14 protein-coding genes and 1 pseudogene are annotated in these 19,396 nt (G+C 58.6%); 8 read left to right on the top strand and 7 right to left on the bottom strand.

What is annotated here, in order from left to right; all coding sequences use genetic code 11:
• Positions 1-109 precede the first annotated feature (109 nt).
• From ACYZTK_RS23825 to paaZ, 3 genes are read left to right on the top strand one after another with little or no spacing between them, the layout of a single operon-like run.
• The gene (locus tag ACYZTK_RS23825; RefSeq protein ID WP_462012062.1) at positions 110-418 is read left to right on the top strand and encodes a DUF485 domain-containing protein; all 309 of its coding nucleotides are present in this window, start codon (positions 110-112) and stop codon (positions 416-418) included.
• Positions 415-2,061: a cation acetate symporter gene (locus ACYZTK_RS23820; RefSeq protein WP_462012061.1), complete on the top strand. Its 1,647-nt coding sequence runs from the start codon at positions 415-417 to the stop codon at positions 2,059-2,061. Before ACYZTK_RS23825 ends, ACYZTK_RS23820 begins: the two co-directional genes overlap by 4 nt.
• Before the next feature lie 30 nt (positions 2,062-2,091).
• Positions 2,092-4,161 carry a phenylacetic acid degradation bifunctional protein PaaZ gene (gene paaZ, locus ACYZTK_RS23815; RefSeq protein WP_462012060.1) on the top strand — a complete coding sequence of 690 codons (2,070 nt, stop codon included), beginning with the start codon at positions 2,092-2,094 and terminating at the stop codon, positions 4,159-4,161.
• A 91-nt stretch (positions 4,162-4,252) separates the two neighbouring features.
• Here the strand turns inward: paaZ and ACYZTK_RS23810 are convergent, their stop codons facing one another.
• From ACYZTK_RS23810 to ACYZTK_RS23800, 3 genes are read right to left on the bottom strand one after another with little or no spacing between them, the layout of a single operon-like run.
• Entirely contained in the window at positions 4,253-5,104 is an 852-nt protein-coding gene (locus tag ACYZTK_RS23810; protein WP_462012059.1) for a helix-turn-helix transcriptional regulator, read from the bottom strand.
• A gap of 53 nt (positions 5,105-5,157) precedes the next feature.
• A complete protein-coding gene (locus tag ACYZTK_RS23805; RefSeq protein ID WP_462012058.1) occupies positions 5,158-6,567 on the bottom strand; it encodes an aminotransferase in 1,410 nt (469 codons plus the stop codon).
• A gap of 32 nt (positions 6,568-6,599) precedes the next feature.
• Entirely contained in the window at positions 6,600-7,682 is a 1,083-nt protein-coding gene (locus tag ACYZTK_RS23800; protein WP_462014962.1) for a polyamine ABC transporter substrate-binding protein, read from the bottom strand.
• 248 nt (positions 7,683-7,930) lie between these two features.
• On the opposite strand from ACYZTK_RS23800, the gene ACYZTK_RS23795 reads away from it, so the two are divergent.
• From ACYZTK_RS23795 to ACYZTK_RS23785, 3 genes and pseudogenes are all read left to right on the top strand, one after another.
• Positions 7,931-8,713 carry an enoyl-CoA hydratase gene (locus ACYZTK_RS23795; protein ID WP_462012057.1) on the top strand — a complete coding sequence of 261 codons (783 nt, stop codon included), beginning with the start codon at positions 7,931-7,933 and terminating at the stop codon, positions 8,711-8,713.
• Positions 8,710-9,891: an acetyl-CoA C-acyltransferase family protein gene (locus ACYZTK_RS23790; RefSeq protein ID WP_462012056.1), complete on the top strand. Its 1,182-nt coding sequence runs from the start codon at positions 8,710-8,712 to the stop codon at positions 9,889-9,891. Before ACYZTK_RS23795 ends, ACYZTK_RS23790 begins: the two co-directional genes overlap by 4 nt.
• Positions 9,892-10,490: 599 nt before the next feature.
• Positions 10,491-11,024: pseudogene (locus tag ACYZTK_RS23785) on the top strand (AraC family transcriptional regulator); the annotation flags it as partial.
• Positions 11,025-11,213: 189 nt separating this feature from the next.
• On the opposite strand, the gene ACYZTK_RS23780 reads toward ACYZTK_RS23785, so the two are convergent.
• Positions 11,214-11,468: a hypothetical protein gene (locus tag ACYZTK_RS23780; protein ID WP_462012055.1), complete on the bottom strand. Its 255-nt coding sequence runs from the start codon at positions 11,466-11,468 to the stop codon at positions 11,214-11,216.
• Between the two features lie 35 nt (positions 11,469-11,503).
• Entirely contained in the window at positions 11,504-11,884 is a 381-nt protein-coding gene (locus ACYZTK_RS23775) for a DUF6124 family protein (RefSeq protein WP_462012054.1), read from the bottom strand.
• 440 nt (positions 11,885-12,324) lie between these two features.
• Between ACYZTK_RS23775 and ACYZTK_RS23770 the strand changes: the two genes are divergently transcribed.
• Together ACYZTK_RS23770 and ACYZTK_RS23765 are read left to right on the top strand one after the other, a co-directional pair.
• Positions 12,325-12,924, top strand: a complete 600-nt coding sequence (locus tag ACYZTK_RS23770; RefSeq protein WP_462012053.1) for a helix-turn-helix transcriptional regulator — start codon at positions 12,325-12,327, stop codon at positions 12,922-12,924.
• Positions 12,914-13,786, top strand: coding sequence for a queuosine precursor transporter (locus tag ACYZTK_RS23765; RefSeq protein WP_462012052.1), 873 nt, complete (start codon positions 12,914-12,916; stop codon positions 13,784-13,786). The genes ACYZTK_RS23770 and ACYZTK_RS23765 overlap by 11 nt, the downstream gene beginning before the upstream one ends.
• A gap of 53 nt (positions 13,787-13,839) precedes the next feature.
• Here ACYZTK_RS23765 and queC read toward each other — a convergent pair whose 3' ends face one another.
• Both queC and ACYZTK_RS23755 read right to left on the bottom strand, forming a co-directional pair.
• Positions 13,840-14,529 carry a 7-cyano-7-deazaguanine synthase QueC gene (gene queC, locus ACYZTK_RS23760; RefSeq protein ID WP_462012051.1) on the bottom strand — a complete coding sequence of 230 codons (690 nt, stop codon included), beginning with the start codon at positions 14,527-14,529 and terminating at the stop codon, positions 13,840-13,842.
• A 302-nt stretch (positions 14,530-14,831) separates the two neighbouring features.
• Positions 14,832-19,346: a hemagglutinin repeat-containing protein gene (locus ACYZTK_RS23755; protein WP_462012050.1), complete on the bottom strand. Its 4,515-nt coding sequence runs from the start codon at positions 19,344-19,346 to the stop codon at positions 14,832-14,834.
• Between the last annotated feature and the right edge of the window lie 50 nt (positions 19,347-19,396).

Below are 19,396 nucleotides of genomic sequence, written 5' to 3'. Positions count from 1 at the left end.
AACAATGTTGTTTGGAATGACCGCATCGCGAGCAGGCTCGCTCCTACAGGGGGCCGGGCGTACCCGAAGTTTGCTTCACCCCACAACAAAAACAACAAGGAGAGCCGTTATGACACCCCAAGACATCGACCTCATCCGCCAACACCCCGACTTCATCCAGCTGGTGCGACGCAAGCAGAATCTCTACTGGTCGCTGTCACTGATCATGCTGGTGATCTACTTCGGTTTCGTCCTGCTGGTGGCTTTTTCTCCGGCGACGCTGGGCCAGTCCCTGAGCGGTGGCGTGACCACCGTGGGCATGCTGGTCGGAGTGGTGATCGTGGTCACGGCGTTTGCGCTGACCGGTTTCTACGTCTATCGCGCCAACCACGTGATCGACCCGCTCAACGAAAAACTCAAGCAGGAGTGCACACGATGAGCCGGCGCCTGGCTTTGCTTACGCTGCCTCTGGCAGCGGTGTCTGACCTTGCGATGGCCGCCGACGTGGCGTCTCGTCCATTGAACTGGAACGCCATCGGCATGTTCCTGGTGTTCGTCCTGTTCACCCTCGGCGTGACCCGCTGGGCCGCCTTGCGTACCCGCTCCGCTAGTGATTTCTATACCGCCGGCGGCGGCATGACCGGTTTTCAGAACGGTCTGGCAATTGCCGGCGACATGATCTCGGCCGCCTCCTTCCTCGGCATTTCCGCGATGATGTTCCTCAACGGCTACGACGGCTTGCTCTATGCCCTGGGCGTGTTGGCCGGCTGGCCGATCATCCTGTTTCTGATTGCCGAACGCCTGCGCAACCTCGGCAAATACACCTTTGCCGACGTGGTGTCGTACCGCCTGGAACAGACCCCGGTACGCCTGACCTCGGCGTTCGGCACCCTCACCGTGGCGCTGATGTACCTGGTGGCGCAGATGGTCGGCGCCGGCAAATTGATCGAACTGCTGTTCGGCATCGACTACCTGTACGCGGTCATGCTGGTCGGCGTGCTGATGGTGTTCTACGTGACCTTCGGCGGCATGCTCGCGACCACCTGGGTGCAGATCATCAAGGCGGTGATGCTGCTGGTCGGCACCACGTTTATGGCCTTCATGGTGCTCAGGCATTTCGGTTTCAGCACCGAGGCGATGTTTGCCGGCGCCACTGCGGTGCACGCAAAGGGCAACGCCATCATGGCCCCGGGCGGGCTGTTGTCGAACCCCATCGATGCGATCTCCCTGGGACTGGGCATGATGTTCGGCACCGCCGGCCTGCCACATATTCTGATGCGTTTCTTCACCGTCAGCGATGCCAAGGAAGCGCGTAAAAGTGTGTTTTATGCCACCGGTTTCATTGGCTACTTCTACCTGCTGCTGATCATTGTCGGCTTCGGCGCGATCGTCATGGTCGGCACCGACCCGGCATTCCGCGACGCCAATGGCGCGATCATCGGCGGCGGCAATATGATCGCCGTGCACCTGGCCCAGGCAGTGGGCGGCAACCTGTTCCTCGGCTTCATTTCGGCGGTGGCTTTCGCGACCATCCTCGCGGTGGTTGCCGGGCTGGCCCTGTCCGGGGCGTCGGCGGTGTCCCACGACCTGTATGCCTGTGTTATGCGCAAGGGCCAGGCCACCGAGCAGCAGGAGATCCGCGTGTCGCGCATTGCCACCCTGTGCATCGGCGTGCTGGCGATCATTCTCGGCCTGTTGTTTGAATCGCAGAACATCGCCTTCCTCTCCGGCCTGGTGCTGGCCATCGCGGCCTCGGTGAATTTCCCGGTGCTGTTCCTTTCGATGTACTGGAAGGGCCTGACCACTCGCGGCGCAGTCACCGGCAGCCTGGCGGGCCTGGTCTCGGCGATTGTCCTGCTGGTACTGAGCCCGGCGGTGTGGGTCAACGTGCTGCATTACGACAAGGCGCTGTTTCCTTACTCCAACCCGGCGCTGTTCTCGATGAGCCTGGCGTTTTTCAGCGCCTGGCTGTTTTCGGTCACCGACTCCTCACCCCGTGCAGCCCTTGAGCGCGGCCGCTACCTGGCGCAGTTCATCCGCTCCATGACCGGTATCGGTGCCTCTGGCGCCAGCAAACACTAACTGTCCATTTGATCATCAGGAGCCTCCGTGATGTCCTCTACACCTACACAGCACGCCCCTACCCTGCAAAGTTTCATCGCCGGTCGCTGGATCGGTCAACACGGTGCCCAGATACTGCGCAGCGCTATCGACGGCCATGAAATTGCCCGCACCCACGAGGAACGTCCGGACTTCGCCGAAGCCGTGGAGCACGGCCGTCGCGAGGGCATCAGCGGGCTGATGGCGCTGGATTTCCAGCAGCGGGCCCAGCGCCTCAAGGCCCTGGCCTTGTACCTGAGCGAGCGCAAGGAACAGCTCTACGCGATCTCCCACCACAGCGGCGCGACCCGTGCCGACAGCTGGATCGACATCGAAGGCGGCAACAGCACCCTCTTCACCTACGCCAGCCTCGGTTCGCGGGAATTGCCGTCGGGCAACATCGTCCACGAAGGCCCGGCGATGCAACTGAGCAAACTCGGGACCTTTGCCGGCACGCATATCCTCGTGCCTCGCGGCGGCCTGGCAGTGCATATCAACGCCTTCAACTTTCCGATCTGGGGCATGTTGGAAAAGTTTGCACCGAGTTTTCTCGCCGGCATGCCGTGCATCGTCAAACCGGCCAGTGCCACCAGCTACCTGACTGAAGCCGTGGTGCGCCTGATGGACGAGTCCGGCCTGCTCCCGGCGGGCAGCCTGCAACTGGTGATCGGCGGCACCGGCGACCTGCTCGACCGCCTGCAAGGCCAGGACGTCGTGACCTTCACTGGCTCCGCCGACACTGCGGCCAAGCTGCGGGTCAACCCGAGCCTGATCCGCAACTCGGTGCCGTTCAATGCCGAGGCCGACTCGCTGAATTGCGCGATCCTCGCCCCGGATGTCACTCCGGATGATGAAGAGTTCGAGCTGTTCATCAAGGAAGTGGTCCGGGAGATGACCACCAAGGCCGGGCAGAAATGCACCGCCATCCGCCGCGCGATCGTTCCGGCCAAACACATCGATGCGGTGGCCACCCGGCTGCGCGAGCGCTTGCGCAAAGTCGTGGTCGGCGACCCGTCGGTGGAAGGCGTGCGCATGGGCGCGCTGGCTTCCCACGATCAGCAGAAAGACGTCGCCGAGCGCCTGGAAAGTCTGCTGCAAAGCAGTGACTTGCTGTTCGGCGCCAAGGACGGTTTTGAACCGCGTGGGGAGAACGTTGATCAGGGCGCGTTTTTCGCGCCGACCCTGCTGCAGGCCCGCGATCCGCACGCCGAAGGTGGCGCGCATGACATCGAGGCGTTCGGCCCGGTCAGCACCCTGATGGCTTACGACGATCTGGACGAAGCCCTGGTCCTGGCGGCTCGCGGCAAAGGCAGCCTGGTCGCCAGCCTGATCACCAAGGACCCGCACATTGCCGCCAAAGCGATTCCGGTGGCAGCCGCCTGGCACGGTCGCCTGCTGGTGCTGGACCGCGAATCCGCCGCCGAATCCACTGGCCACGGTTCACCCCTGCCACAACTCAAGCATGGTGGTCCTGGCCGGGCTGGCGGTGGTGAGGAACTGGGTGGCCTGCGCGCGGTGAAGCACTATCTGCAACGCGCGGCAGTGCAAGGTTCGCCAACCATGCTGGCGGCGGTTACCGGTGAATATGTGCGGGGCGCCAAGGTCATCGAAACCGAGGTGCATCCGTTCCGCCGGTTCTTCCAGGACCTGCAGATCGGTGAGTCGTTGCTGACCCACCGCCGCACCGTGACCGAGGCGGACCTGGTGAACTTCGGCTGCCTGTCCGGCGATCACTTCTACATGCACTTCGACGACATCGCCGCCAAGGAATCGCAATTCGGCAAGCGCATCGCCCACGGTTATTTCGTGCTGTCGGCGGCAGCAGGCCTGTTCGTTTCCCCTGCGCCGGGGCCGGTGCTGGCCAACTACGGGCTGGATACCTTGCGCTTTATCACTCCGGTGGGGATTGGCGACACGATCCAGGCGCGCCTGACTTGCAAGCGCAAGATCGACCAGGGCAAGAAGAGCCCGCAGGGTATCCCGCAAGGGGTGGTGGCGTGGGATGTGGAGGTGACCAACCAATTGGGTGAGTTGGTGGCCAGCTATGACATTCTGACCCTGGTGGTAAAACGCGAGGATTGAGTTTCAAGATCAAAAGATCGCAGCCTTCGGCAGCTCCTACAGGGATACACGGTCACCGTAGGAGCTGCCGCAGGCTGCGATCTTTTGACTTTTAGTGCCCCCGCAACCACTCGATAAACAAGGCAAACAACTCCGACTGCGAGCCCACCTCCAGCTTCAGGTACAGATTCTTGCGATGCATGCGCACCGTCTCCGGTGAGATCCCCAATTCGCTGGCCGTGGACTTCACCGAGTGCCCGCGCAGCACCATGTGCGCCACCTCGCGCTCGCGTTCGGTCAGCAGGTCGCAGCCGAAATGCTCGAATGCCGATTGCACCCGCAGCTTGAGATCATCCCGCAAACCCGCATCCTGCGGCATCTGCACCGCAGCAATGCGCTGCATGCCCCGCAAGCTGAACTCACTGATGAACTCACGCACCAGCGGCTCCACCGCGCGCAGCAGATTCAGCTGGTCGCCGCGCAGGCTTTCCCCGCCGAAGCCCTGGAACAGGCTGACCGAAATCTTCGTCGCGTTACCCGTATCGACAATGTAGTAACTGTCCTCCGAACACCCGGCCTTCAGGTAATAAGTGCGGTAATACTCGCTGTCGAAAAAATCGTCCGGGGCGATTTCCTCCAGATGGTAAAAACCCTGCGCCAGGCCCTGCTCCACCGCCAGGCAGAACGGATCAAGCAAGTAGCCGCCGGAAAAATAGCGATCAAGAATCGACACCTGATACTGCTGCGCAATGCCCCGCTGATACAGCAACTGCGGCGGCCGGTCGCGATGTTCCAGACTGATCATCACCGATTCGATGCCGACCAGGTGTTCCAGGGCCGACGCCAGGTAATGCAGCGCATCAGCGGCATCGACATGCGCAAACGCCTCGCGCATTTGCTCGTGCCATTTGTGCAATGCCCCGAAGGGCAATGCGATCAGCGTGTCGTCGTGTGGTTTGCTCATGCCCCGCAGTCTAGCGGGTGAGCCGGCTCCCGGTAACAGCCTGTTGGGTAAAATCATTGGCCCTGGTACTGCCCGCTCGCCTGCAGTTCGGCCGCCACTTCAAGAATGCATTCGCGCAGGGTCTCGACGATTTCATCAACCTGGGCGCAGGTCAGGATCAACGGCGGCGACATGACGTTGAGGTGCATGATCGGGCGCACCAGCAAGCCTTTGGACTGCGCCCGAGAGTGAATCCGCTCGCCAATGTTGATCTCGTCGGCAAACAGCGCCTTGGTGCGCTTGTCCGCCACGAACTCGACGCAGGCCATGAACTTCAGGCAGCGTACATCGCCCACCAGCGGCAGGTCAGCGAGGGTTGCCAGGCGCTCCTCCAGATACGCGCCAACCACGTCGACGTGTTCCAGCAGCTGCTCGCGCTCGATGATTTCGATGTTCTTCAGTGCCGCCGTGCAGCACACCGGATGCCCGCTATAGGTAAAACCGTGGCTGAAGCAACGGCCCTTGCCCGGCTCGGCGATGACTTTCCAGATGCGCTCGGAAAAGATGCAGGCACCCAGCGGCAGATAGGCCGAGGTCAGGCCCTTGGCGGTGGTGATGATGTCCGGCTGCACCTCGAACAGGTCCCACGAAGCAAAGAACTTGCCCAGGCGCCCGAACGAGGTAACCACTTCGTCGGCGACAAACAGGATGTCGTAGCGCTGGCAGACTTCCCACATGCGCTTGAGGTAGCCCTTGGGCGGAATGATCACCCCGCCCGAGCCCATGATCGGTTCGGCGAAAAATCCCGCCACCTGGTCCGCGCCAATAGAAAGGATCTTGTCTTCGAACTCCTTGACCAGGAACTCGAGGAACTGCGCCTCGTCCATGCCGTCCGGTGCGCGGTAGGGATTGGGGTTGGACACGTGGTGGATGCGGTCGTGGGCGTAGTCGAATTCCGGAACGCGGTCGGCGGCTTTGTTGCCGATCGACATGGTCAGGGTCGTCGAGCCGTGATAGGCGTTGTAGCGGGCGATGATGTGCTTTTTTTCCGGCTTGCCGCGGCAGTTCTGGTAGTACTGGATCAGCCGATAAGCAGTGTCCACCGCGGTGGAGCCGCCAGTAGTCAGGAACACATGATCGAGATCACCGGGCGCCAGGCTGGCGAGCTTCTCGCATAGCTGGATCGCGACGTTGTTGGACATGTCGCAGAACGGGTTCGAATAGGCCAGCTGGCGCACCTGATCGGCGATCGCCAGGGCCATTTCCTCGCGTCCGAGACCGATGTTGGTGCACCACATGCCGCCCACGGCGTCGAGAAAGCGATTGCCCTGGGTGTCAAAAATGTACGCGCCGTCACCGGCAACAATGTTCAGTGAACCCTGCTCGGCGTGTTCGTCGAACATGTGATAGCCGTGCATGTAGTGGGCCTTGTCGGCCTTGACCAGCCGCGACTCTTCAGCGGCGGACAGAATCTGCTTAGCCATAGTTAAATCCTCAAACCGAATAGTTGAACGAATCAAATCCCGCTTTTTACCGTGCTCCAGACCCGCGTCATGGCGCGCATGTCCTTGGCGTCCTGGGTCTTCTGCGGAAACAGGCGCTCGCGGGTGGCGTCATCGGGGTAGATCGCCGGGTTGTTACGCACCTCGGCGTTCAACAGCGGCGTGGCAGCCGCGTTGCTGTTGGCGTAGTGGATATAGTCGGTGACGTCGGCCATGACCTGGGGCTGCATCAGGTAGTCGAGGAACTTGTGCGCGTTAGCCACATGCGGCGCGTCAGCCGGGATGTACATGTTGTCGAACCAGATCAGCGAGCCTTCCTTGGGAATGAAGTACGCCAGGTTGATCTTGAGCTTGGCCTCTTCGGCGCGGGCCATGGCCGTGGCGTAGTCGCCGGACCAGGTCATGGCCATGCACACATCGCCATTGGGCAGGCTGGTCAGGTAGTTGACCGAGTCGAACTTGCGAATGTAGGGGCGCACCGACAGCAGCAGCTCCTGCGCGGCCTTGAGGTCAGCTGGCGCGGCACTACGCGGGTCGCGGCCAAGGTACTTCAGGGCCAAGGGAATCACTTCGGTCGGTGCATCCACCAGGGTCACGCCGCAGTCGGCGAAACGCGAGACGATCTTCGGATCGAAGATCATCGCCAGCGAGCCGATCGGCGCGTCCGGCATACGCTCCTTGATCTTGTCGACGTTATAGGTGATGCCGTTACTGCCCCAGGTGTAGGGCGCGGAATACTGGGTGCCGGCATCATAGCCCTGCAAGTCCTGCAGGACCTTGGGGTCGAGGTTGGTCCAGCCCGGCAGTAATTTCTTGTCCAGCGGCTGGAACACTTTGGCCTGGATCAACGGGGGCGCGAGGGACGCGTTGAGCACCACCAGGTCATACCCGGAATGCCCGGTAAGCAACTTCGCCTGGACCGTTTCGTAGGCGTCGAAGGTGTCGTAGATGACCTTGATGCCGCTGGCCTTTTCGAAGTCGGAAATGGTTTTTTCGCCAATGTAATCCGCCCAGTTATACAACCGCAGCGTTTTGGCACCATCGACTTCGGCGCCATGGACGCTGAGTGACAAAGGAACAAGGAGCACACTGAACATCAACTTGAAAGCCTTGCGCATGGCAAATTCACCTTATCAAGCGGGTTCCGTTCTGAATGACCGGATGAATCCACTATCGAGCGATTTGCCAAAGTGCACCATACCCCGAATGGGTGTGTGGCGACCCTGGCGGCCCTGATGACGCCAAAACATGGCAAAAAGAAGCAGATTCGTTGACCCGTTTTGTCATAGCTGCGCGCACGTCCCGCGCTTAGAGTGATCAATGCACCGATCAACCAGAGCCGCTCATGAACGACTTGATCCAGCAGGACCGCAGCGCCGGCGTACTGACGCTGACGTTTGCCCGTCCCGACAAGCTCAACGCCCTGAATAACGCCATGTATACGCAGCTGGCCGACCTGTTGCTGGCCGCAGACGAGGACCCCGCTGTCGGGGTGGTCATCATCACCGGCGGCGACCGCTGTTTCACCAGCGGCAATGACCTGGTGGATTTCCTGCAGAACCCGCCGACTCATCTGGACGCCCCGGCGTTTCGCCTGATGAAAGTCGTCACCCACCTGCAGACTCCGTTGATTGCGGCGGTGTGCGGGGCGGCCATCGGCATCGGCACCACTTTGCTGCTGCACTGCGATCAGGTATTGGTCAGCCGCAGCGCCAAGCTGCGCATGCCATTCGTCAACATCGGCCTGTGCCCGGAATTTGGCGCCACCCTGCTGCTGCCGCGCCTCCTAGGCCACGCCCGGGCCGCCCGGTTGCTATTGTTAGGTGAAACCCTGTCCGGTGCCGAAGCCGTGCAGTGGGGCCTGGCCAATGAATTGTTCGACGATGGCGCGCAATGCCTGACCGCCGCCCGGCAACTGGCCCAGCACCTGCTGGCGTTGCCCCAAGGGGCGTTGCGGCAGTCCCGGCAACTGCTCAAGCAGGCCTCGCAGGCGGAATTGCAAGCCACCATTCACCAGGAAAACCTGCTGTTCATCGAACGCCTGAATACTCAGGAAGCGCAAATCGCGCTGAACGCACTGCTCAATCGCAGCACTGATAAGAATCCGTCCAAAGGAACCGCCTCATGAACACTCCAGAAGTTTTTGTCGTCAGCGCCGCCCGCACCGCCATTGGTACCTTTGGCGGATCGCTGAAGGACGTGCCGCCGGCCGATCTGGCGACCACTGCGGTCAAGGCCGCGTTGCAACGGTCTGGCGTCGATCCGGCGCAGGTTGGCCACCTCGTGATGGGTAACGTGATCCCGACCGAAACCCGCGACGCCTACATTTCCCGGGTCGCGGCGATGAACGCCGGCATCCCCAAGGAGACCCCCGCCTACAACGTCAACCGTCTGTGCGGCTCCGGTTTGCAGGCGATCATCAGCGCCGCGCAGACGCTGTTGCTCGGCGATGCGGAAATCGCCATCGGCGCTGGCGCCGAGTCCATGAGCCGTGGGCCGTACCTGCTGCCGTCGGCACGCTGGGGCGCGCGCATGGGCAATGTGCAGGCGATCGACTACATGCTGGGCATCCTGCATGACCCGTTCCATGGCATTCACATGGGCATCACCGCCGAGAACGTCGCGGCGCGCAATGGCATCACCCGCGAGATGCAGGATGCCCTGGCGCTTGAAGATCAAAAACGCGCGGCGTTTGCGATTGCCAATGGTTATTTCAATGAGCAGATTGCTGCGGTAGAAATCCAGGGGCGCAAGGAAACCAAGCTGTTCAATGTCGATGAACATCCGCGCGCGACGACTCTGGAGCAGCTGGCGCAGATGAAGCCGGCGTTCAAGAAGGACGGTTCGGTGACGGCGGGCAACGCTTCGGGGTTGAACGACGGTGCGGCGGCGTTGGTGATGGCGACGGGTGATGCGGTTCAGCGCAACGGCCTGCGTCCCCTTGCGCGGTTGGTCAGCTATGCCCACGCGGGTGTGGAGCCGGAGCTGATGGGCCTGGGACCGATTCCTGCGACGCGTCTGGCGCTCAAGCGTGCAGGGTTGTCGGTGCAGGATATGGATGTGGTTGAGGCCAACATTGCCTTCGCCGCCCAGGCTTGCGCGGTCAGCCAGGAGCTGGATCTGGATCCGGCCAAGGTTAATCCCAATGGTTCGGGGATTGCGCTGGGGCATCCGGTGGGCGCGACGGGGGCGATTATTGCGACCAAGGCGATTCATGAGTTGCACCGGATCAACGGGCGCTATGCGTTGGTGACGATGTGCATTGGCGGTGGCCAGGGGATTGCGGCGATTTTCGAGCGGGTTTGAAGATTGGCCTGGCGGTGTGCCTGATTTGATCTGCGGGAGCAAACCTGTAGGAGCTGTCGAGTGAAACGAGGCTGCGATCTTTTGATCTTGGCTTTGTGTACATATCCATTTCTGCGGTCACGGCCTCTACTGGTTCCGCTTTTACAGCGGGTCACTCCGTTTCCTGTAGGAGCTGTCGAGTGAAACGAGGCTGCGATCTTTTGATCTTGCTTCTTCGTGCATATCCATTGCTGCGGTAACGGCTTCTATTGGTTCCGCTTTTACAGCGGGTCACTTGGAACAGCCCCAAGTAACCAAGGGCTTCTTGCCCCACCACTCGGCACCTCGCCTAGGCTCGGTGTGCCCTCACTGCGGCATTGCTCCGCGGGCCGCTGCGACGGGCCATCCATGGCCCAACGCAGCTAAACCGGCATCCTTGCCGGTTTACCCGCTCCACAATACCTGCGTTCGGCCAGCGTGGTTAACGGGGCGTCCGCGATCAAAAAACGGGCCGTGGCGGCCTTCGGGCCGACCAAGGCATCAAGCCGGCGCGCTGCGCTTGTTGATCGTGCACATCCCTTGAACTCGATTGAGCCCCTGTGGGAGCGAGCCTGCTCGCGATGCAGCAGAGCGTCGATTACCGCTCGATTTACCTGAACCCGGACGTGTGCGCCAAGCTGCGACAGCAGGTGTGCGTGATTGAGGTCAGCCCGCTGCTCAGGGCAGTTCTGGAGCCGATCGCGTTTGCGGATTTCGACACCGATTGGCATGAGGGGAAGTACGTTCATCTGCTTGGCCTGTGCCTGGGTGAGATCCGCGATGCCGTGCGCCAGCCCATGCTGTTGCCATTGCCCTGGGACAAACGCCTGGCGCCGCTGCTGACAAACATGGAACAACTGCCGCCCGAACTTCAGGTGTTGCAGACGCAGATAGGTGCCAGCAGCCGCACCATTGCGCGGATCTTCCAGCGCGAGACCGGCATGAGTTATCAGCAATGGCGTCAACAGTGGCGCCTGATGCGCGCCATGGAATTGCTGTCGACGGGGCGCAATATTGGGTATTACTGCTTTGAGTTGGGGTTTGGCAGTGATAGTGCGTTTATTGCGTTTTTTCGGGAGATGGCCGGGGTGACGCCGGGGCGTTGGGTGCAATAGATCAAAAGATCGCAGCCTCGTTGCACTCGGCAGCTCCTACAGTGCGGCGCGCCACCAATCGGTGGGAGCAAAGCTTGCTCGCGATGGGCGCAAACGATAACGCGTGCATCCTGGCTAAACCCAGCGCATTTGAATTCATCGCGAGCAAGCTCGCTCGCGCTAATGAGCGCACGCCAAAAGGCGCCCGTTTTAGACGCAAACCTGCCCCTGCAGCCGACGACCGACAACATCCAGCAAATCACAGCCGTCGCGCAGCGATGTCACTAACACTCGTGCCAGCTCGCTGTGCACACCCTCACCGAACGCAATGCTTTCCAGCAGTTGCGTCGCGGTCCGAATGCGATAAGCAGCAGTTTGATGCAGCACGTCCAAGGGCGCTTGAGTGTCGATCAGCAACGATGGGATGAGGCAATCGATGCCGGTGACAGGCATGTATCGATCCATGATGAAAAACCTCCATAGGTATGGGAACGCAACATTCAGCGTTGACGGTTGGCTGGTGTTTCAGACGACCCCACCGGCGGATGCAGGTTGTCCAGCGCGCGGTTGACCAGTAGTTCGCTGAGTGCGGACAGCTGTTGGATGGCCAGAATCACATGGCGTCTTGGGCCTTCGAGCTCTCGGGCGAGGTCAGTGGCCATTACGCTGAGTGAGGCCAGGGTTTCCGAGGCGTGACAGAGCATGGACTCGGTATCAACATCCGGAACCACGGCGAAGAAATGGCTGGCTGGTTCGGGGCGGGCGGGATTGCGTAGGGGCACGCTGACCAGTTGTTCCGAGACTTTTGTGGGTTTGGACAGACCGGCGGCGTCAGCTGGAAGATCTAACGTCTTGTTTACGGTTGGAATGGCCTTTTTCATGCCGTAGCTCCTTGCAAGGTTGAGACAGTGCCAGTCTCTCGCTATCAACTCATATCGGATTGACGGCCGTACGTGGCTTACAGGTAGATTTATTACCAGAAAAATCACTTTAATTAATCAAAAAACTGAACATCTGTGTAATTAAATGATTCACACCTGAGCAATCATTGGGCGCCCAGACTTTACTAAATACGATTGCAAACCAGAGATGGTTTCGCACACCTTCAAAACCTCTGTCAGAAACTTCACCAAACGTTGTAGGAAGCATCTTACGCCCGACCACTTGCACCTACCAACAACAGCTGAAAAACTTCCACCGCAATTCCACCCCTATGAAAATTACCTTTTTTGTTTCTCAAGTAAGTGTGTAGGATGCCGCACTCAAACCAATCATCACTTACGCTCGGCTTACGACAGCAACAAAAAATGGTAAACATCTAATGCACAAGAAAGATAGAACAGAAAAGCTAAAAAATAACATCAAGTACCTGATCAAGAGTCGTGGAGAAACGCGGCTTTCATTGTGCAATTCCAGCGGATTAACCCGTACGACTATTTACAACATACTGGAAGGCAGGGTTGTAAACGTACAGCAATCCACTATTCGTAAAATATCGGATTTCTTCGGCGTTTCGTACAAAGAGATAGAAACAATAGATTTTCAAGAAAAGGAAATAGTCGAAAGCAGCGTGGCACCCCATGGGAATATGAACCCAGCCGCAGTGCCTATTATCAAAGAAAGCTCACTGATTCACAGCCTGGACAAGAGAATCGGTGAATTGACCATCACGCATCCGCTGACCTATTACTTCGGTACAGCCTGTAACGTGATAGGGGTGCTCCTCGAGAAATCTATTTCAGGAGTCTACGAACCTGGAGATATCTTGATCATCAGACGCGGCTCAACCAGTGGACAAGTGGAGATGCTCACCTGCAACAAAACCACCAAACTACTCAACATAACACAAAGCAGCCATTGCGAATCTGGCTCTGATTTCATTATCGGAGATATTCTTGAGGAGCGGTTCAATGATTATTGAAGCTGAAAACAGTAAATACAAGCTATTAGGTTTTGAAAAACCGAAAAATCTGGTCATAGTGATGGTAATGTCTACCGGGAAAATTCTGAAAATAAAGATTGGCGAAATATTGAGAAGCGAGATCATTGACAATCTAAACAAGCAAGAAGTCAAGGACATATACAGAAAGTATTATTCAGGCGGTTCTGCACTCACCACCTATGAGATCACTGGTCGCCACGAAAGATCGTGGATGACCTACGTTGGACTTAATCTGCTACTTTTCGCGCTTTTCATATTCACGAACATTGCCGCGACCAAACTGGTATTTATAGAGCCCCTGGATATCGTAGTTACACCGGGAGTATTTTTATACCCTTTGACCTTTCTGGTGGTCGACATTCTGAACGAGTCTTACGGGCTTAGACTTGCACGGCGTGCAATCTGGTTCGCCTTTGCGAGCAATGCATTCATTATCCTGCTGCTAAGCGCAACCAGCTTTCTTCCGGGTCTACCCGATTGGAAACTAGACGAACCCTATACCGAAGTAATCTCACATGTTTCATCAGCACTAGTAGCTTCCTGCATCTCTTTCCTTTTTTCTGAATACGTAAACTCATATCATTTATGCAAAATAAAAGAACTGACCAACTCAAAATTTCTATTTTTACGCGTGTTCTTCAGCACGGTTTTCGCTGCAACAATAGACAGCTTCATTTTCTGTTTTATTGCATTTCACGGCGCAATGGAAAACAGTGACATCCTGAAAATCGCATATGTCCAGATAGCTATAAAAATGTGCTTCGCTATTTTCAATATTCTACCTGCGTACTGGGCAAGGTCTTTATTCAAAAGGTTTTTATCCAGCCCAGAGCCTGCATAACATCAGAAAAAAGGTGTGACGTCGCCTGGTTGCGATCACACCTCATATCAAACCTATAGATCCAATTTTACTGTTAATCTTCTTGCATGATTTTCTCTATCCGATATATATGCGCTCAAACCATTTGCACGCAAATGACACGAGTCGCATTCACCGCATCCACCCCCGACAATGCCATTGTAACAAGTCAGCGTTTGATCACGCACCAGCTCCAACTGCCCATAATAGTCGGCCAAAGCCCACGTCTCCGCCTTGTTGAGCTTCATCAATGGCGTCTCAATCCGAATTTTATAGTCCATACCCAACTGAATAGCACTGTTCAAAACCCTGACAAATTCTTCACCGCAATCAGGATAACCAGAGCTTTCTGCTTCACTTACACCTGTGATGACAGCCTCAGCTCCCACCTGATAGGCATAAATTGAAGCCAGAGTGAGAAACAGGATATTCCTGCCCGGTACAAACGTCTCGGGCACACCGCATCCTGTGCTTTTTGCAATCGGTATATGGTCACGCGTCAAACTGCTGATTGCCAATTCATTTAGAAGTGAAGTGTCTAACACCTTGTGTATTGTTATTCCGAAATGCCTGGAGAGCTGTTGCGCCACCGCAATTTCGGCGCGATGCCGCTGGCCATAATCAAAGGTAATGCAGTGAATTTCATCGTACATCGGCAGGGCATGAATCAAGCAGGTGGTTGAGTCTTGTCCACCGCTGAATACGATAACGGCCTTTCTGGTCATGGTTCGCTCGTCCTTGGAGGTGCCTTCAGCGGGATGCTGGGCGGATGTAGACCCTACCGGGAGATTTGGGGTGTTTGGGTGGGATATTTCTGAAATGATTGTGGGAGATTTCCCAATGTTTCAATTCTTTGCTGGATGCAGGCGAGATCATTGGATCTGAACGGGATTGCGAGTACTTCGTCCTCGGACGCAGGCTTCGCCAGCTGCTACAGGGCGGCGTTCTTAAGAGTGGGGTTGGGACGACATCCCTGTCGTTTTCAACTCCGCCATCGCGAGCAAGCTTTGCTCCTACAGCGCGCGGGTTAGAGGTTGCCCTCGTCAACGCCCGCCTGCAGCGACTGGGTGTCGAATCGGCTGCCTACTGTGGCTGGGCCGAAAGTGAGGGTTTGCAGGTCGCTGGTTGGCAGCTCGGGTTTGACGCCTTCGGTTGCCGCTTTTTGTGGCAGTTCCAGGCCGGCCTTGATCCGGTGATCGAGGTTGCTCAAGGTCGTGGTGCCGACTTTGGAGTCGCCCAGATCAACGCGACCTTCTGGCGAGGCGATGCGCGCGCCCGTCAGTTGCGTCGCGCCGCTTACGGCTAGGTTTACGCCCTTGGTGCTGTTGATGCCGGATGCCTGGCCAACGCTGTCCTTGTAGGCGTACTCGCCGTCAAACTTGAGGGTCGGCTTGTAGTCGAAGGCCTTGGGGGTGGCGTTTGCCGCGAGGCTGTCGGGTTCGACCGGCGCGGGTTTCGTGCCGGTCAGGCTCAGGTCAACGTCGAAGCGCTTGTGGTTCAGTTGGTCCTGTCGGCTTTGCACCTTCAGGTCACCGCCCACTTTGCCACTCACCGCGTCGGCATCGATCCGGGCGCCGGCCAGTTGCACATCACTGGCGCTTTCCAGCACCACGCGATCGGCCTTGGTCAGGCTGTTCTGCGCAGTGTTGTTGCGCAGGTTATCGATCCCCACCTTGACCTTACCGTTGAAGCCGTAATCACTGGACGCGACTGCGCCCGGTTCGGCGGCGGCGGTCGGCGTACTGCCGCTCAGGTTGCCACCGCCCTTGAGCTCGACGTTCCAGTTGTCACGGGTCTTGCTCGTCTGGGCCGATTCAAGATTGATCCCGCCCTCCCCGGCGATGAAGTTCACGTCCGGCGCGGTGGGTTGCGTACCTTCCAGGCGAATCGATTCGCCGCTCAGAGTGATTCGTTCCCCGCTGGCGAGCTTGCCGCCTGACAAGGTGCGCGTCGTTTCATTGACCCGGCCGGCATTCAGGTTGGCGTTGAACAGGCCTTTGCGCTCGTTGCTCGCCTCGGCATTGGTTTTACTGCCGCCCAGGTTGAGGCCACCGCCCAAGTTGAGCCCGCTGGTGTGCTCGGTGTCGGTGGCCGCTTGCAGATCAAGCTTGCCGTTGCTGATCAGCTCGATCGGGGCTGCCGTCTCGATGCTGGTGCCCTGATGAACCTGATCACCCTCGCTATTCAATTGCACCGGACCGGCACCCTTGATGCTGGCGACACGGGCCTGGCTGGTGTCGGTGTTGATATTTTTGTAGTCGAGTTGAGCGCCACCGCCTACATCGACGTTGGTGCCCTCGGCGCCGGGTAATGTGCCGACTTTCAACCAGGCGCTGCCACGCGTGCTGGAGTCTTCACTGCGTTGACGGTCATTGGCCTGATTCATCGCCAGGGTGCCGCCAGTTTCGACCTTGACGCCGCCCTTGCCACCATCCAGTTCGCTGCCTTCGAAGCGAGCGTTCCCCCCCGTAGTGATATTCACACCCTGGTCGCCGGAGTAACGCCCGACTACCGCCGTGGATGTGTCCTTGAGGACGCGTTTGTTGCCGCCCTCACCGTTAGCGTTGACGTTCACGTCTTCGCCAGTGGTGGTGTAGACGCGCACGTCGAGATTGGCGTCCAGCGCCCGATCGGTACGCTCGTGGGTGTTGCTAGCCGCGTCGGCGATCAATTGCTCGGCGCTGATGTTCAACGGGCCGTTGTTTGCATCCCACCGCGTCCCCTGGTCCCGCAGTGTGTTTTTGACATTGACGTCCACGCCGTTACCGGTGAACTGACTGACCAGTGCGTTGCGGTTGTGCTCATCGAAGCTGCTGTTTTTGTGGTTCAGGGCAACGTCGATCCCGAGGTTAGGCTTGCCCAGATCGGCCAGTGACCCCACGTCCGGCAGTTTGCCCGTAAGCACATCCTTGACGACCTCTAGAACAGGACGGGCGATGTTCTTGACTTCAACGTTGATACCAGCGTCGAGCGCGGATTTGCTCTCCGAGCGCATGCTGCTGTCAGTATTCTCCGCCACCCGATTTTCAACCTCGTCAGCATCCAGTTTCACGCCCTTGTTACCCGTGACCTGTGCGCCTTCAGTGACCAGCTTGACGGCGTTGATGTTGACCTTGCCGCTGCTCTCAACCGAAGTGGTTTCGGCGATGGATTTACTGGAGGTGTCCTTCGACGTTGAATGCCCGATCTCCGAGCCACTGCCGACGCGATCAAGGCCGCCGGTAACGTACATACCGCTACCGGTGGTGCTGGTTTCGGTCGAGTCGCTGCGGTTGCGGTGATCCGCCAGCAGTTCAACGTTGTTTCCGTTGAGTGTCACATCGCCTGCGGTGGATTCAAGTTCGGCGCCTTTTACCTTCAGGTCACCGCCAGCATTAACCAGTAGTTCGGCGCCACTGAGGGTGGATTTTTCATTGCGGGTTTCACTGAGACGCTCGGTCTTTGCATTGGCCGCATACCGCACACCGGCACGGTATTGACCGGCGCCCGGTGCATTTTCTTCGGCGTAGAAGCCAAAGCCGCGATCCTTGGTAACGTCTGTGCGGTTGGTCTTTTCCTGCGCCGAGCCCACATTCACATCTTCCTGCGCATCGGCGACCAGCTTGCCGCCCGCCTTGAGGGTCGAACCGAATACCTCGATATCCTTGCGGCTCTTGACTGTCAGGTTGGTGTCGGAGCTCAACTTGCTGCGCAGGGTGGTGCTGTTGTCGCTGCCACCGCGTGTCTCTTTTTGCACGATACCGAGGAATTTATTGTCCTTCCTGTAGGTGGACGAACGGGACGTTTGCTCTACCCCATCGATCACCAGCGAGCCAACGTCGGAGATCACTGCGGAATCAACCGCACCGCGAGCCTGACTACCCGTCACGTGGACGTCGTCGGCCTTGATGAGCAGACGACCCGATGCGTTGATTGCGCTGCCCTGGTGCCAGGTTCCCTGTTGACCTTTCTCGTCCTTCTCACCGAAAAAAGCCCCCCCGACCAGATCACCGCTGTAACGATCGTCCTTCTTGCTATTGGTACGACTGGTGGTGGTGATCTCCACCCGCTCTGCGGCCAACTGGATATCGTGATCACTGTCGAGCTTGGCCCCTTCAGTGCGCATCAGATTCCCGGCCGTCAACTTGATGTTGTCGCCCTGCAGTTCGGTGATGACGCTGTTTTGCTGCTCCTCCCGCGACTCCCAATTTTCCTTCCAGAGGAACTTGCGATGCTTGCCCTGATGGGTATCCGTCACGCTTTCGGTGGCGGCGGTGAGGCGCAGGTTGCCGGCACTTTGCGCCTGCAAGTGCTGCCCGGCCTTGACCTTGGAGGCCTTGATTTCCATGTCGGCACCCGACGACAGTTGCACGTCGCGGCTGCCGGTGACCCGATTGCCGTGATGACGTTGTTCGGTGTGGGTCTGCTTCTCCTCGAAGGTCTGCCAGGTGATGCCGAGCGGCTTTTTCTTAAAATCGTTGCCAGTTTCGTGAATCATCTGGCTTTCTACCGTCGTCAGCGTCAGGTTGCGTCCAGCATGAGCCTCGATATCACGGGCGGACACATCAGTGGCAGCCAACGTGAGGTCTTTGCTGCTGTTCAGAACGATATCACCCTGACTACTGCTGAGACTGGCTCTAATGATCCCACCCGGAATACCCGCAGCCTCACCACTGATGACCAGATCCCCAGCCGAACGAATCTGCACGCCATCCCGACCATCGACCTTGACCGCCCCCACCCGCACACCCGCCCCATCAGCGGTACTGACAATGTTGATGCGACCTGCCTGCATCGCGCCGAACAACTTCGCATCAATGCGCCCGTCACCGCTGTGCCCGTTGGGGTCGATATAGGTCAGTCGCCCACTGGGGTAATCCAGCGAATTGCGCCCAACGGTGACGTTCAACTGATCCCGCGCGGCAATCCTGCCGGTACTGTCGATGCGCGGCGCGATCAGGTTGATCGAGCCTTCGTTGTTGTGCAGGCCGGCGCCTTCAATCGCCAGTTCGCCGCTGACATTGCGCGTGCTCAAGGACTGCAGCTGGCCGTCGATGACTTCCGGACGCCCGACCACCAGGTGCGCGTTCGGCGTGTTGATGAAGCCCCCGCCGTTGACCGACAGGCCATTGGGATTGGCCAGCACATAGTCGGCGGCACGGCCGAAGATTTCCTGGGTGCCATTGATGGTCGAGGCGTTGCGGCTGATCACCTCGTTGAGAATCACGCTCGCCGCCTGCCCCTGAAATTGCGGGTTGGCCGCCAGTTGCCCGGCCAGCTGCGACACGCCGGCCTGCAAGCCGTTGTTCAGCACCACGCCTTGGCGCTCGACGTTGTAGTCGAGGAACTGGTTATGCGACAGGCCCGAACCGTTTGGCGCAACGATGTTGACGATCGGCACGCCGTTGGCTGTTTGCAACTGCGCGATGCCGCCCGGCCCTGGAGCAACCACGATGCCCTCGGCCAGCACGTTGGGCAGGGGCGCGACGAGCAGCAGGCTGGCAATGGCCCAACGCAGCTGGCCTCTTGGCGATAGATGGAAGGCAAATCTTTGTACAGGCATAAAAACCTCTCAATTGAAGTGCAGTGTCACGGCGCGTGGGGAGGACTGCC

The organism is Pseudomonas sp. LB3P31, from assembly GCF_054897945.1.
The sequence above is the reverse complement of the archived record's forward strand: the minus strand, read 5'-3'. Positions and strand labels throughout refer to the sequence as shown.